Raw genomic sequence first — 12,704 nt, forward strand, 5'->3', positions numbered from 1 at the left:
TTAGCGCTGCACGACATCCGCCTGCGCGCCCAGAAAATCCCGCAGCGCCTGTGCCGTTTCAGACGGAGCGGTGTCTGGAAAGAAATGCCCGCCCGCAATCCCCTGTGCCTGCATGTTCGCCAGCCACGGCCCCCATGTGGCGGGCACATCAAAATGCTGCGCCATAGCCCCCTGTGCGCCAAACAGCACCAGTGACGGGCCATCAAACTTGGCACCAATAGCCTGCGCGTCCTGCGCCAGATCATGATCCAGCGCCGCGCGGTAATCCTGACACATGCCAAAAATCACCGCCGGATCGCGCCAGGCATCACGGTAAGCCGCCATCTGCGCTGGCGCGAAGTCTTCAAGCGTGGCACCGCCCCAGCCCAACAGACAGCTTTCAAAGAAATAATCGGGGTCAGTGGCAATCATCTGCTCTGGAAACGGGTGCGGCTGTGCAAGAAAGAACCAGTGAAAATAGCTGCGCGCCACCGCGTGATGCAGCTCTGTCAGCAGCAGATGCGTGGGCACAATATCCATCAACGTCAGGCTGGCAAGGCGCGCACCATCATCCAGCGCCATCCGGTGCGCAACCCGCGCCCCGCGATCATGGCCCACCAGATGAAACCGCTCAAACCCCAGCGCCGACATCAGGCCAAACTGATCCAGCCCCATCGCGCGAAAGCTGTATGCGGCGCAATCTTGCGGGCGGTCCAGCCCCGGCTTGCCTGATCCGCCATAGCCGCGCAAATCCGCCATGACCACTGTGTGACGCTGCGCCAACACTTGCGTGACCGGCCCCCACATGGCGCGCGTCTGCGGAAAGCCATGCAGCAGCAAGACGGGCGGGCCGCGCCCTTTGACCGTATACGCAATCTCCACCCCGTTCACGGGCATCAGTCCGGTGTCAGATTCTGTGGCCATCCCTGCGCCCCTCCGCTGTTGCAAAAGCATGTGGCCAGAACGGCTGGCGCGTCAATGCGTTCCGAACCTGCGCACAAACAGGCGTTTCTCACGAAAGCCCGGATACCTCGAACTGGCGTGGAATTTCCGCAGTGGCCGTCCACCAAGTCGAAGCGCGGGTTCTTTGCTGGTGGAATTCAAACGCTTGCCTGTCGACAAAACACTCGTCAACATTCCAGACAAGGGGGTTATCCGACTGGGAAACCTCAAAAGAAACGCATCCTGCCTCGGCCTTGGTCAGGCGGATATGCTAAGGCAGATGTCGCTGAACTGTCTCCACATCCTGCGCCGAACGGCAAATCAGGCACCCCGTCAGACGCACGTGCCCGGTATCCATATCCATGTGCGACCTGCCTTTCTGTTCGATGCCCATTCCGACGAATAGTTCCCACAAACAAAGTACCAAAGCCAGTTCAGAAATGATGCGCGCCGCAGCGGTAGCGGACAGCTGTGCGGGACGTTTCAGACATAGAGGGCGCGCATACCAAGCTGCGCAGCGTCGGGCCGCGGTACGGCGATCCCCCGCCGATTTATGGCACTTTATGCCAGCCAAATCCGAGAAAGATCAAAGCATCGTGCTTGGGGCAGCCAAATCGCCGTGCAGGGGGGCGGCCCGGCGATGCGCGGCGGCCTTCGGCCTTTACTCCGCGCATGGGACGTAACATGGAAGGTCCGCAATGCACCTGCACGGACAGCAAGCAACAATGCCAGAAACGCCCTCTACCGCAGCCGCAAATCTGCCTGATCGCCCTGCCCCTGATCCGAGATGAAGCGCAAAGTGTCGCCATCTTGCAGCACCAGCTGGCAATTATACGGGTCGCCCGACTGGCCAAACACCAGGGTCCGGCAGAAATAGCCGTCGCGCCATTCCCATTCACCGCCCACGCGCATCCCGAACCCGCGCCCTGTGATCTGCCCTTGGGGCAAGACCTGTAATCGCACACCGAACCGCGTCAGATCGCGGCCTTCCACCAGTGCGCGGAAATTGCTTTCCTCACGGACAGGTTGGAAATCTGCAAATGCCGGTGCCGCACTCAATATGAATGCTGTGATATATCCTGTGATGATCCGCATCGGTGATACTCCACACTAGGTTGCATGTGGTGTACGTGACGATGCGCAAGCTGGATTAGTTTCACAATCCCAGCACATCCAGCATGGAGTATTCGCCCGGCCCCTGCCCTTCGGCCCAGATCGCGGCGCGAATGGCCCCGCGCGCGAACAAAGCCCGGTCGGATGCAACATGGCGCAGCACGATCCGCTCGCCCTCGCCCGCGAAGATCACATCATGCTCGCCGATGTAATCGCCCCCCCGAATGGCATGAAAGCCGATATCGCCCACGGCGCGCGCGCCCGTGATCCCGTCGCGCGCCCTGTCTGCCACATCGCCCAGCGCCACACCGCGCCCGTCTGCGGCAGCCTCGCCCAGCATCAATGCCGTGCCCGAGGGGGCGTCGACCTTGTGGCGGTGATGCGCCTCGACAATCTCGATATCGTAATCCGTGCCCAAGGCTTCGGCGACCTGTCGTGTCAGCTTGACCAGCAGATTGACGCCAAGGCTCATATTGCCCGCCCGCACAATCCGCCCGGTTTTGCCCGCCTGCGCAATGGCGCTCAGATCCTCCGCGCTAAAGCCTGTCGTGCCGATCACATGCGCCACCCCTGCCGCAGCAGCCTTGTGCGCCAAGGCGACCGACACCACAGGCGCAGTGAAATCTATCACGACATCGGATTGCTCCAGCGCTTCATCAAGGTCATCGGTCACGATCAGCCCGCGAGCACTCCCCCCCGTCGCCACGCCAAGATCGCGCCCCACCCAGTCATGGCCCGCGCGCTCCACCACCGCCGACAATGTCGCCAGATCGCTGTCATCCACCAGCCGCACAAGCATTTGCCCCATGCGCCCCGAAGCCCCCATCACGGCAATCCTGACCATTCCTGCACCTCTATCCTGACAAAGTCACATTTTCGCGTATGCATAACCAGCGGCGCGGAAAATGGCAAAGCCTCGTTGCGCAAGCGCCAGCTTTGACCTAAGTGATGCTTATGGGAACAAATCGCTTTGATACACCTCGAGGGCCATCTCAACGTCAGCTTCGCGTGGGCGAGCTGATCCGACGCAATTTGTCGGAAGTGCTGGCGCGTGGGGATGTCCATGACCCGGAGCTGACGCGCTGGGTCATCACCGTCAGCGAAGTGCGCATGGCCACCGATCTGAAGGTGGCGACAGCTTATATCATGCCCTTGGGCGGCAAAGGCCAGAAAGAAGCACTGGCAGCCCTGCGGCGCAACAAAGGCGAGTTGCGCCACCAGATGACGCGCGACATGACCCTGAAATATGCCCCCGATCTGCGCTTTCAACTGGATGAAAGCTTTGACCGGATGGAAGAAACGCGCAGATTGCTGCAAGATGAACGCGTGCAGCGCGACGTCGCAAACGGACGCGAGGATGATGAACCTCAGGCGTAACCTCGCGGCCTTGGCGGCCCTTTTGCTGTGTGCAACCAGCGCCGCTGCCGACTGCGCCAACACCGAGTTTCAGGGGCAGAACTTCACCTATTGCCGCGCCAATGCCAGCGACGATATCCGCCTGTTCCTTTATGCCAAAGACACACAGGTTTACGGCAATTTCCGCACAGTGGACGAAGCCTTGGCCCGCGATGGCAAGAAGCTGGCCTTTGCGATGAATGGCAGCATGTATCACCCCGACCGCAGCCCGGTGGGCCTGTTCGTTGAGAAGGGTGAGGAGGTCTCGCGCATTGTCACCTCAGAGGGGCCGGGCAATTTCGGGCTGTTGCCCAATGGTGTGTTCTGCATCGAAGACAGCCGCTTTACCCTGATTGAGAGCCGCAGTTTTGCGTCGGCCCCGCCACAATGCCAATATGCCGCGCAATCGGGGCCAATGCTGGTGATTGACGGTGCCTATCATCCGCGCTTTCTGAACGATTCCGACTCGCGGCTGATCCGCAATGGTGTGGGTGTCAGCGCCGATGGAAAGCGCGCCGTTTTCGCCATCGCCAATAGCCCGGTGAATTTCTATGAATTTGCACGGTTTTTCCGTGATTATCTGGAAATGCCGCAGGCGTTGTATATTGATGGCAATGTCTCGCGCTTGCATGCGCCCGCGCTCAGGCGGTCGGACTGGGGCACTCTGCTGGGGCCAATCGTCGGCAAGGTTGTTGACGTCACCACCCCGACCAACTAGCAGACCGCGATACGGCAACAAGGGACAGACATGGGACGCAAGCGCAAGGGCCGCGCCATTTCGGGGTGGCTGGTGATCGACAAGCCTGCGGGCATCACATCGACCGCAGTGGTCAACAAGGTGCGTTGGGCGCTTCAGGCGCAAAAGGCGGGCCATGCAGGCACGCTGGACCCTGCTGCAACGGGCGTTCTGGCTGTCGCCTTGGGCGAGGCCACGAAAACAGTGCCCTTCATCACCGACGCACTCAAGTGCTACCGTTTCATGGTGCGGCTGGGTCAGGCCACCACCACCGATGACGCCGAAGGCGCGGTTATCGCCACATCAGACCAGCGCCCCACCGACGCGGCGATCGTGGCCGCTCTGGCCGCCTTTCGCGGCGACATCCAGCAAATCCCACCCCAGTTCTCCGCCGTCAAGGTCGAGGGCGAGCGCGCCTATGACATTGCCCGCGCAGGCGACGAGATGGAGTTGGCCGCCCGCCCGCTCTGGGTTGAACGGCTGGACATGATTGCCCGCCCGGACGCGGACCATGTCGAGTTGGAAATGGTCTGCGGCAAGGGCGGCTATGTACGCTCTATCGCGCGCGATCTGGGGGCAGCGCTCGAGTGCCAAGGCCATGTCGCATGGCTGCGCCGCACATGGTCCGGCCCGTTCGAGGCAAGCGACGGGCTGAGCATGGAACAAATCGAGGCGCTGGCCCATAGCCCCGCGCTCGACACCCACCTGCGCCCATTGGAGCAGGGCCTGTGCGATCTGCCCGAATTGCCCGCCACGCCCGAAGGGGCCGCCAAACTGCGCAACGGCAATCCCGGCATGGTGCTGACATCCTCGGTTGCGTATGGCGACACGGCATGGGCCAGCTATCAGGGCCGCGCTGTGGCAGTGGGCATCTACAAGGCTGGCGAATTGCACCCCAATCGCGTGTTCAACCCCGACTGATGGACCAACCCGACCTGATAACCCGCACCCATATAAAGGGCGATGCGGCTTCCAGCGCGGTGTACTCGCCCTGCGAATGTTTTCGCTACATGCTGACGCGCGAATGGGCGCCCGAGCGGGGGCGCGCGCTGTTTGTCATGCTCAACCCCTCCACCGCGACCGAAGTGCAGAACGACCCCACGGTCGAGCGCTGCGAACGCCGCGCCCGCGCGCTGGGGTTTGGTGCGTTCCGCGTGTGCAACATCTTTGCCTATCGCGCGACCGACCCGCGCGTCATGCGCGCCGCCCCTGACCCGGTTGGCCCCCTGAATGACGCAGCTATCGCCGAAAGTGCGGCATGGGCCGATCAGATCATCTGCGCATGGGGCACACATGGCGCGCATCTGAACCGCGGCGCGCAGGTCGAGGCCGTGTTGCGCGCAACCGGCCAAGCGCTGTCGCATCTGGGCCTGAGCAAACACGGCCACCCCAAGCACCCGCTCTATATCGGCTATGCCGTGCAGCCGGTGCCTTGGGCTTAGCCGCGCCTCACGCCTCGGACAGCGCGACCTTCATATCCTTGACCTGATAGATCACATCGCCATCCGCTTCGACAATCCCATCGGCCACCCCCATCGTCAGGCGGCGCGTCTGAAGGGCCTTGGTGAAATCAATCTTGTAGGTCAGCAGTTTGCGATCCGGGCGCACCATGCCGGTCAGCTTCACCTCGCCCACGCCCAGCGCATAGCCCCGCCCCTGCCAGCCGCGCCAGCCAAGGTTGAAGCCGGTCAATTGCCACAGCCCGTCCAGCCCCAGACAGCCCGGCATGATCGGATTGCCGGGGAAATGGCACTCGAAAAACCACAGATCAGGGTGAATATCGAACTCTGCCACGATATGGCCCTTGCCATGTGCGCCCCCGTCGCTGGAAACTTCGGTGATCCGGTCCATCATCAGCATGGGTGGGGCAGGCAGTTGTGCATTGCCGGGGCCGAACAATTCGCCGCGCGAACAGGCCAGCAAGGCCTCTTTGTCAAAGGAACTGGGAAAAGCGGACATATCATACTCCTGCAAGGGTTTTCTTCCTCTAGCACCCCGCTCCAAGCGCTGACAACCCCGCCGGTCAGCGCTACAGAATGACCTGCGACTGAATTTCATTTGAAATCTACCCAAATCATACTTTATATAAGGGCATGATGGATCACAGCTTCGCTTCACTCACTGATACGGCACTGGCGTCAGGCACAAAATGGCTGGCGCATGCAAAAGTGCGTCCGACGCGGCAGCGCATGTCGCTCGCGGCCCTGCTGGTCGGGGATGGCAAGGACAGGCATGTGACCGCCGAAGGGCTGTTTCTCGCGGCCAAGGCCAGCGGCGAGGCGGTCTCGCTGGCGACCGTCTACAACACGCTCAAGGCGTTCTGCGATGCAGGGCTGATGAATGAAATCACGGTCGATGCAACGCGGTCCTATTTCGACACCTGTGTCGAGGATCATCCGCATTACTTCTGGGAAGATACGCAGGAACTGACAGATGCCCCCTCGGCAGAAGTTGCGTTCTCACGCCTGCCAGAACCGCCCGAAGGGGCCGAGATTGCGCGCGTTGATGTCGTCATCCGCCTGCGGCGGCGCTGACACCCTACAGCGCGTCCGTCTGCGGCAGGGTCGCCCGTATGCGCCTGACCTGCACCAGCATCACCAGATTTGACACCAGCAGCACACAGATCACCAGCCCGCCGCCCACCAGCGCCCACGGGCCGGGGTCTTCGCCAATGGCGAACCAGACCAGCAGCGGCGCCAGAACCGATTCCAGCAAGATCAGCAACGACACCTCTGCCGAACTCAGATACCGTGGTCCCAGCACCATCAGCCCCGCCGCAAAAGCGATGAAGACACCGTGGCCCAGCAAAAGCGGCCATTGCGCCGCCACAGGGGCCATCACATCGGTAAACGGCAAGATCAGCAGCGCCGCCCCGATCATCGCAATCGGCACGGCGGGCAACATCGACCTTGTACGCAACCCCCGCACCGCAGTCAGGGCCGCCGCGAAAGACGCCGATACCGCCAACGCCACCAGATCGCCCTGCCACGTGGCCCCTGCCCGCTCATGCGAGCCCCACAAGATCACGCCAAGGCCCACAAACACCCCCAGCATCGTCCAGACCATACGTCTGGAAATCGGCTCGCCCAACCAAATCCGGCTGAAAATGGCTGCAAAAACTGGCATTGCGGCCAGAATAAACACCACATTCGCCACGCTTGTCAGGGAAACCGCCAACACAAAGCCCGGTGCAGAGATGCCGAAAAACAGGATATAGCCAAGTGTGGGCCGCCCTGCGCGCAACACCTGCCCGAACGCCCCCACCCCTTCGCGCATCAGCACAAAGCCAAGGATCAACCCGCCCCCGATCAGCCCGCGCCAAAATGCGATGGCCAGCGCATCCGCGTCGATCAGCCGGATAAAGAGTGAGTCGGGCACAATGAACAGCACGCCCAGCGTGGTGATCAACAACCCTTTCAGATGGCTATTCATGCGACAGTCCTGCGCGCGGGCATTGCGGGTGTCAAGCGCGTAACTCTTTCCTTTTGGCGCAGGATCTGGGCCTATGGGGGACATGTCACAACAAGGCCACGCCCGATGATTCATGCCCTGACCCTGATCCTTGCCTGCCAGCTTGCGGGCGAAGCGCTGGCCCGCCTGTTCGGCTGGCCCGTTCCCGGCCCGGTTCTGGGCATGGCGCTGTTATTTGCGCTGATGCTGGCCTCGGTGCGGGTGGCGGAACTGGTCACGCCCACAGGGACAGGCATTCTGCGCCATCTGTCGCTTTTGTTTGTGCCTGCGGGTGTGGGGGTGGTCGGGCATTTGCAGCAACTTGGCACCAACGGGTTGGGCCTTGCACTGGCGCTGATCGTCTCGACGGTGCTGGCGCTTGGCGCAGGGGCCGGGGCGTTCGTGCTTGTGGCGCGGCTGACTGGCGACAAGGGCAGCGAAGATGTTTGAATTTGCGGAAATCTGGTCCTATCTGGCCGCAAGCCCGCTGATCTGGCTGACAGCGACGCTGATCGCCTATGTGATCGGTGACGCCTTGGCACAGGCCGCAGGCCGCGCACCGCTGGCAAACCCTGTGCTGATTGCGGTGATCCTGCTGGCGGCGTTGTTGTGGCTGACCCAGACCAGCTACGCCACCTATTTCGAGGGCGCGCAATTCGTGCATTTCCTGCTTGGCCCCGCAACCGTCGCGCTGGCCATCCCGCTATGGCAACAACGCCATGCCGTGCGCCGCGCCTTTCTGCCCATCTGTGCGGCGTTGCTGGCAGGCAGCGTCACGGCTGTGCTGTCGGCGCTGGCAATCGGCCATGCTCTTGGCCTCAGCCCGCAGCTTCTGGCCACTCTTGCGCCCAAAAGCACCACAGCGCCGGTGGCCTTGGGCATCAGCCAAAGCCTTGGCGGCTCTCCCACGCTGACCGCAGTGCTGGTGATCCTGACAGGCATGATCGGCGCGATTGTGGTCACGCCTTTGATGAACACCTTGCGCATCCGCGACTGGCGCGCGCGTGGGTTGGCGGTGGGGGTGGCGGCGCATGGCATCGGCACGGCGCGGGCGTTTCAGGTCAATCCGCAGGCGGGTGCCTTCGCAGGGATCGGCATGGCGCTCAACGCGATGCTGACGGCGTTTCTGGCCCCTTGGGCGCTTGGGTTGTTTATGTGAAAGCCCATTTCAACAGATGAAAAAACTTGCGCAGGCCAGAGGTCCGCGAGAGGCCCCTTTTTTCACCTGATGAAAAACCTATCCATGTTCTTTCATCAACCGGCGCTTTTGCTTGTCCCAGTCACGCTTGGCCTCGGTCGCGCGTTTATCGGCCAGTTTCTTGCCCTTGGCGACCGCGATCTTCAGCTTCACCAGCCCGCGATGGTTGAAATACATCACCAGCGGCACAAGGGTCATGCCATCCTTGGCGGTGGCCGCCCAAAGCCGCGCCAATTCGCGGTTAGAGGCCAGCAATTTGCGGCGGCGGCGCTCGTCATGGCCGAAGGTCTTGGCCTGTTTGTAGGGCGCGATATAGGAATTGACCAACCACAGCTCGCCATTCTCGACACTGGCATAGCTTTCGGCGATATTCGCCTGCCCCACACGCAATGACTTGACCTCGGACCCCAACAGCATGATCCCGCATTCGAGGTCATACTCGATAGCGTAATCATACCGCGCGCGGCGGTTTTCAGCGATGATCTTGTAATTCGGGTCTGATTTTTCGGCCATGATCTTGCAGATAAGGGGCGCGTGCCGCGCTGTCTAGGGCTTGAGCCGCACTTGCATTGCATTGCCCGCAGATTTCCGCAATTCAAACGCCCCCGTGCGCGCGACCAGTTCACTCAGTTTCGCGCAGCCATAATTGCGGCTGTCGAAATCGGGATTGGCGGCGACAATGAACTGCCCAAGCGGCCCCAGAGAGAACCACTCTTCGTCCTTGTCGATATGCGCCATCGCCGCCTTGATCAGCGGCACCGCCTGCGCAGGCGCGGCTTTCTTGTCCTTGCCGGTGGGGTTCGGTTCTGTCTCGGGCAGGATATTCTCGACAAAGATAAACCGTTTGCAGGCCTTGCGAAACGCCTCTGGCGTCTTTTGCTGGCCGATGCCGTAGACATCCAGCCCCTGTTCGCGGATGCGCGAGGCAAGTCGCGTAAAATCGCTGTCGGAACTGACCAGAACAAACCCGTCGAAGCGCCCTGAATGCAGCAAATCCATCGCATCAATCACCAGTGCGATATCGCTGGAGTTTTTGCCCACGGTATTGGCGGGCTGGTGATGCGGTACCAGCGCCAGCATCGGCAGTTTGTCCTGCCAGCCTGACATTTGCTGGCGCGAGAAATCGCCATAAATGCGCCGCACACTGGCCTCTCCCAGCGAGGCGATTTCCTCGAAAATCGCCTCGGCCCATCTGGGCGAGGAATTGTCAGCGTCGATCAGAACGGCAAGCAGCGGAATCCCTGCGCGGGCCATAAGCATAACTCCTGTATTTCTGTCACCCTGTCACAGTTGACGGTACATCACCAGCGCATCGACATAGCCCAGCTTGGGATGGTGAAACGCGCCCGGCAAGCGGCCCACCACGTCAAACCCATGCGACTGCCACAAGGCCACGGCGCGGGTGTTGCTTTCCACCACGCAATTGAACTGCATGGCGCGGAAGCCTGCGGCGCGTGCTGTTTCCAGCGCATGCAGCAGCATCGCCCGCGCGATACCCCGCCCCTGCGCCGCAGCGTCGGTGACAAAGCCGCAATTGCACACATGCGCGCCCCCGCCTTGTTGGTTCGGGCAGATATAATAGCTGCCCAGTACCTTGTCCTCCACCGTGGCGACAAAGGCGCGGTGCGTGCCTTTGCACCACCAGTCCAGCGCATCCGCGCGGCTGATGGCCGGGTCAATTGCATAAGTGTCGCCCGCGCGAAACACAGGCTCCAGCATCGCCCAGAGCGACGGATATTCCGCGTCCTTGATAGGCCGGATATGGATGCTGTCATTCACGTTCAATACCCGCGCATTCTGCCCCGTCCGTGGCCATTGCAACAATGGCATCTGCCAGATCGGCCTCGGGGATCGTGTGGACGAAGACTCCGCTGTCGATCTGCGCCATGATGACAGCTTCAGACAGAACCGTATCGCACACCGACGTGACAACCCTCTCGCCGAGTGCGGTTTCGGTGAAGGCCATGAAACCCGAACGGTCATCGCCCGTCATCTGATAGTGCATCTGGCCGCCGCCCGCCGGGTCATGGACGATGTCCATATCTTGCAACGCGACCGAAAACTGGCTTGTCGCTGCGTGAAACTCCAGCATGATCTCCGACGCGTCGGCGGTGGCGGGGCCTGCTGCCACAACTCCCAGCGCGCCGGACACAATCAGGGGACGAAGGCAGATCAAAACTCGACCACCGCCCTGATGGATTTGCCTTCATGCATCAGATCGAACCCGTCATTGATCTGGTCGAGTGTCAGCTTGTGGGTGATCATCGAGTCGATCTCGATCTTGCCATTCATGTACCAGTCCACAAATTTCGGCACATCACTGCGCCCCTTCGCCCCGCCAAACGCCGTGCCTTTCCACACGCGCCCCGTGACCAACTGAAAAGGCCGGGTCGAGATTTCCGCACCCGCAGGGGCCACGCCGATAATGACCGACACACCCCAGCCCCGGTGGCTGCATTCCAGCGCGTCGCGCATCACCTTCACATTGCCTGTCGCATCAAACGAATAATCCACGCCGCCAATCGCGTCATCGCCGCGCTGCGTCAGTTTCACAATCTCAGCCACCACATTCTCGACCTTGGACGGGTTGATGAAATGCGTCATGCCGAATTTGCGCGCCATCTCTTCCTTGCCGTCATTCAGGTCGACCCCGATGATCATATCCGCACCCGCCATGCGCAGACCCTGAATGACGTTGAGGCCAATGCCCCCCAGCCCGAACACCGCCGCAGTGGACCCGATCTCAACCCCTGCTGTGTTGATGACCGCGCCAATGCCGGTCGTCACGCCGCAGCCGATATAGCAGATCTTGTCAAAGGGCGCGTCGTCGCGCACCTTGGCCAGTGCGATTTCCGGCATGACTGTGTGATTGGCAAAGGTCGAGCAGCCCATATAGTGATAGATCGGCGTGCCATCGAGCATCGAAAACCGCGTCGTGCCATCGGGCATCAGCCCTTGGCCTTGGGTGCCGCGAATGGCGGTGCAGAGGTTGGTCTTGCCTGAGCGGCAGGAATAGCATTCGCGGCATTCGGGCGTGTAAAGCGGGATGACATGATCGCCCGGTTTCAGGGTTGTGACCCCTTCGCCGACCTCGATCACGATGCCTGCGCCCTCATGACCCAGAATGGAGGGGAACAGCCCTTCGGGGTCCGCGCCCGAGCGGGTGAATTCATCCGTATGGCAAATGCCTGTTGCCTTGATCTCAATCAGAACCTCGCCCGCCTTCGGGCCGTCAAGGTTCACCTCCATGATCGTCAGCGGTTTTCCGGCCTCTAGGGCCACGGCGGCACGTGTGCGCATGTTTTTTCTCCCCATATCTTGCTGGCGCTACCATGACGCAAATGCAAACCCCAGCGCAAGCACAAGAACGCCGGTTTGCAGCTTGAAACCGCCGCGCACAGCTAAGGCTTGATTTTCCGCGCCCGCCGCCTCACACTCCCGTGTGATGAATATGCAAACACCTTTTCGCAGCACCGATCAGCAGGTCAGCTTTGACCGGCGCGAACTTGGTGTGATCTTGTCACTTTACGGTCGCATGGTGGCAGCGGGGGAATGGCGCGATTACGGGATTTCCTGCCTGCGCGCCTCGGCCGTGTTTTCGGTGTTCCGGCGCACCGCTGAGCACCCGCTTTACCGGATCGAGAAACACCCTGACCTGCGCAACCGCCAAGGCATGTATTGCGTGATCGGGATGGACGGGCAGATCCTCAAGCGCGGGCATGATCTGGCGCAGGTGCTCAAGGTGCTGGAACGCAAGATGCTGCGCGTCATCAAGGATTAGGGGATTTACAGCGCCCTGCGCAGTTGCTAATCGATATGCATGAACAGTCTGACCCCCTCTGCATCTGCCCTGCGACGCCGCTGAGCGCGCGACTGTTCACTTGCGCGCCT

At 61.3% G+C, this 12,704-nt stretch carries 19 protein-coding genes; 8 read left to right on the forward strand and 11 right to left on the reverse strand.

What is annotated here, in order from left to right:
• From BD293_RS08920 to dapB, 4 genes are all read right to left on the reverse strand, one after another.
• The gene (locus tag BD293_RS08920) at positions 1-903 is read right to left on the reverse strand and encodes an alpha/beta fold hydrolase (RefSeq protein WP_142080969.1); all 903 of its coding nucleotides are present in this window, start codon (positions 901-903) and stop codon (positions 1-3) included.
• 88 nt (positions 904-991) lie between these two features.
• Entirely contained in the window at positions 992-1,189 is a 198-nt protein-coding gene (locus BD293_RS08925; RefSeq protein ID WP_342781412.1) for a putative quinol monooxygenase, read from the reverse strand.
• A 473-nt stretch (positions 1,190-1,662) separates the two neighbouring features.
• A complete protein-coding gene (locus BD293_RS08930) occupies positions 1,663-2,016 on the reverse strand; it encodes a dihydrodipicolinate reductase (protein ID WP_142080971.1) in 354 nt (117 codons plus the stop codon).
• 61 nt (positions 2,017-2,077) lie between these two features.
• Positions 2,078-2,878 carry a 4-hydroxy-tetrahydrodipicolinate reductase gene (dapB, locus tag BD293_RS08935; RefSeq protein WP_142080974.1) on the reverse strand — a complete coding sequence of 267 codons (801 nt, stop codon included), beginning with the start codon at positions 2,876-2,878 and terminating at the stop codon, positions 2,078-2,080.
• 110 nt (positions 2,879-2,988) lie between these two features.
• Between dapB and rbfA the strand changes: the two genes are divergently transcribed.
• The 4 genes from rbfA to BD293_RS08955 are packed head-to-tail and all read left to right on the forward strand — an operon-like array spanning position 2,989 to position 5,607.
• Positions 2,989-3,411: a 30S ribosome-binding factor RbfA gene (gene rbfA / locus BD293_RS08940; protein ID WP_142080976.1), complete on the forward strand. Its 423-nt coding sequence runs from the start codon at positions 2,989-2,991 to the stop codon at positions 3,409-3,411.
• Positions 3,392-4,147, forward strand: a complete 756-nt coding sequence (locus BD293_RS08945; RefSeq protein ID WP_246086254.1) for a phosphodiester glycosidase family protein — start codon at positions 3,392-3,394, stop codon at positions 4,145-4,147. The genes rbfA and BD293_RS08945 overlap by 20 nt, the downstream gene beginning before the upstream one ends.
• Before the next feature lie 30 nt (positions 4,148-4,177).
• Positions 4,178-5,086: a tRNA pseudouridine(55) synthase TruB gene (gene truB / locus BD293_RS08950; protein ID WP_142080978.1), complete on the forward strand. Its 909-nt coding sequence runs from the start codon at positions 4,178-4,180 to the stop codon at positions 5,084-5,086.
• 14 nt (positions 5,087-5,100) lie between these two features.
• The gene (locus BD293_RS08955) at positions 5,101-5,607 is read left to right on the forward strand and encodes a DUF1643 domain-containing protein (RefSeq protein ID WP_142084455.1); all 507 of its coding nucleotides are present in this window, start codon (positions 5,101-5,103) and stop codon (positions 5,605-5,607) included.
• Between the two features lie 7 nt (positions 5,608-5,614).
• On the opposite strand, the gene fabA is transcribed toward BD293_RS08955, so the two are convergent.
• On the reverse strand, positions 5,615-6,124 hold the full coding sequence (gene fabA, locus BD293_RS08960; RefSeq protein ID WP_142080980.1) for a bifunctional 3-hydroxydecanoyl-ACP dehydratase/trans-2-decenoyl-ACP isomerase: 510 nt from the start codon (positions 6,122-6,124) through the stop codon (positions 5,615-5,617).
• 137 nt (positions 6,125-6,261) lie between these two features.
• On the opposite strand from fabA, the gene irr reads away from it, so the two are divergent.
• The gene (irr, locus tag BD293_RS08965; protein ID WP_142084457.1) at positions 6,262-6,699 is read left to right on the forward strand and encodes a Fur family transcriptional regulator Irr; all 438 of its coding nucleotides are present in this window, start codon (positions 6,262-6,264) and stop codon (positions 6,697-6,699) included.
• A gap of 4 nt (positions 6,700-6,703) precedes the next feature.
• Here irr and BD293_RS08970 read toward each other — a convergent pair whose 3' ends face one another.
• The gene (locus BD293_RS08970; RefSeq protein ID WP_142080982.1) at positions 6,704-7,597 is read right to left on the reverse strand and encodes a DMT family transporter; all 894 of its coding nucleotides are present in this window, start codon (positions 7,595-7,597) and stop codon (positions 6,704-6,706) included.
• Between BD293_RS08970 and BD293_RS08975 the strand changes: the two genes are divergently transcribed.
• The gene (locus BD293_RS08975) at positions 7,586-8,065 is read left to right on the forward strand and encodes a CidA/LrgA family protein (RefSeq protein ID WP_342781395.1); all 480 of its coding nucleotides are present in this window, start codon (positions 7,586-7,588) and stop codon (positions 8,063-8,065) included. The two genes, BD293_RS08970 and BD293_RS08975, sit on opposite strands and share 12 nt — an antisense overlap.
• A complete protein-coding gene (locus BD293_RS08980; protein ID WP_142080986.1) occupies positions 8,058-8,774 on the forward strand; it encodes an LrgB family protein in 717 nt (238 codons plus the stop codon). The genes BD293_RS08975 and BD293_RS08980 overlap by 8 nt, the downstream gene beginning before the upstream one ends.
• 78 nt (positions 8,775-8,852) lie before the next feature.
• Here BD293_RS08980 and smpB read toward each other — a convergent pair whose 3' ends face one another.
• Genes smpB through BD293_RS09005 form a run of 5 tightly spaced genes read right to left on the reverse strand, consistent with a single transcriptional unit; the run spans position 8,853 to position 12,113 of the window.
• Complete coding sequence (gene smpB / locus BD293_RS08985) at positions 8,853-9,326, reverse strand: SsrA-binding protein SmpB (RefSeq protein WP_142080988.1); 474 nt, start codon at positions 9,324-9,326, stop codon at positions 8,853-8,855.
• 33 nt (positions 9,327-9,359) lie between these two features.
• Complete coding sequence (locus tag BD293_RS08990; RefSeq protein WP_142080990.1) at positions 9,360-10,067, reverse strand: NYN domain-containing protein; 708 nt, start codon at positions 10,065-10,067, stop codon at positions 9,360-9,362.
• Between the two features lie 30 nt (positions 10,068-10,097).
• A complete protein-coding gene (locus BD293_RS08995) occupies positions 10,098-10,592 on the reverse strand; it encodes a GNAT family N-acetyltransferase (protein WP_246086255.1) in 495 nt (164 codons plus the stop codon).
• Positions 10,585-10,989: a hypothetical protein gene (locus BD293_RS09000; RefSeq protein ID WP_142080993.1), complete on the reverse strand. Its 405-nt coding sequence runs from the start codon at positions 10,987-10,989 to the stop codon at positions 10,585-10,587. The genes BD293_RS08995 and BD293_RS09000 overlap by 8 nt, the downstream gene beginning before the upstream one ends.
• The gene (locus BD293_RS09005; RefSeq protein ID WP_142080995.1) at positions 10,986-12,113 is read right to left on the reverse strand and encodes an S-(hydroxymethyl)glutathione dehydrogenase/class III alcohol dehydrogenase; all 1,128 of its coding nucleotides are present in this window, start codon (positions 12,111-12,113) and stop codon (positions 10,986-10,988) included. Before BD293_RS09005 ends, BD293_RS09000 begins: the two co-directional genes overlap by 4 nt.
• A gap of 145 nt (positions 12,114-12,258) precedes the next feature.
• Between BD293_RS09005 and BD293_RS09010 the strand changes: the two genes are divergently transcribed.
• Positions 12,259-12,594, forward strand: coding sequence for a DUF2794 domain-containing protein (locus tag BD293_RS09010; RefSeq protein WP_142080997.1), 336 nt, complete (start codon positions 12,259-12,261; stop codon positions 12,592-12,594).
• Positions 12,595-12,704: the final 110 nt, after the last annotated feature.

Source organism: Roseinatronobacter monicus, from assembly GCF_006716865.1.
Lineage (GTDB): Bacteria > Pseudomonadota > Alphaproteobacteria > Rhodobacterales > Rhodobacteraceae > Roseinatronobacter > Roseinatronobacter monicus.

Excerpts from the sequence above, each read along its gene's own strand:
- BD293_RS08920 (WP_142080969.1), bottom strand. The coding sequence starts at position 903 with ATGGCCACAGAATCTGACACCGGACTGATGCCCGTGAACGGGGTGGAG.
- BD293_RS08930 (WP_142080971.1), bottom strand. The coding sequence starts at position 2,016 with ATGCGGATCATCACAGGATATATCACAGCATTCATATTGAGTGCGGCA.
- dapB (WP_142080974.1), bottom strand. The coding sequence starts at position 2,878 with ATGGTCAGGATTGCCGTGATGGGGGCTTCGGGGCGCATGGGGCAAATG.
- rbfA (WP_142080976.1), top strand. The coding sequence starts at position 2,989 with ATGGGAACAAATCGCTTTGATACACCTCGAGGGCCATCTCAACGTCAG.
- BD293_RS08945 (WP_246086254.1), top strand. The coding sequence starts at position 3,392 with ATGATGAACCTCAGGCGTAACCTCGCGGCCTTGGCGGCCCTTTTGCTG.
- truB (WP_142080978.1), top strand. The coding sequence starts at position 4,178 with ATGGGACGCAAGCGCAAGGGCCGCGCCATTTCGGGGTGGCTGGTGATC.
- fabA (WP_142080980.1), bottom strand. The coding sequence starts at position 6,124 with ATGTCCGCTTTTCCCAGTTCCTTTGACAAAGAGGCCTTGCTGGCCTGT.
- irr (WP_142084457.1), top strand. The coding sequence starts at position 6,262 with ATGGATCACAGCTTCGCTTCACTCACTGATACGGCACTGGCGTCAGGC.
- BD293_RS08975 (WP_342781395.1), top strand. The coding sequence starts at position 7,586 with ATGGCTATTCATGCGACAGTCCTGCGCGCGGGCATTGCGGGTGTCAAG.
- BD293_RS08970 (WP_142080982.1), bottom strand. The coding sequence starts at position 7,597 with ATGAATAGCCATCTGAAAGGGTTGTTGATCACCACGCTGGGCGTGCTG.
- BD293_RS08980 (WP_142080986.1), top strand. The coding sequence starts at position 8,058 with ATGTTTGAATTTGCGGAAATCTGGTCCTATCTGGCCGCAAGCCCGCTG.
- smpB (WP_142080988.1), bottom strand. The coding sequence starts at position 9,326 with ATGGCCGAAAAATCAGACCCGAATTACAAGATCATCGCTGAAAACCGC.
- BD293_RS08990 (WP_142080990.1), bottom strand. The coding sequence starts at position 10,067 with ATGGCCCGCGCAGGGATTCCGCTGCTTGCCGTTCTGATCGACGCTGAC.
- BD293_RS09005 (WP_142080995.1), bottom strand. The coding sequence starts at position 12,113 with ATGCGCACACGTGCCGCCGTGGCCCTAGAGGCCGGAAAACCGCTGACG.
- BD293_RS09010 (WP_142080997.1), top strand. The coding sequence starts at position 12,259 with ATGAATATGCAAACACCTTTTCGCAGCACCGATCAGCAGGTCAGCTTT.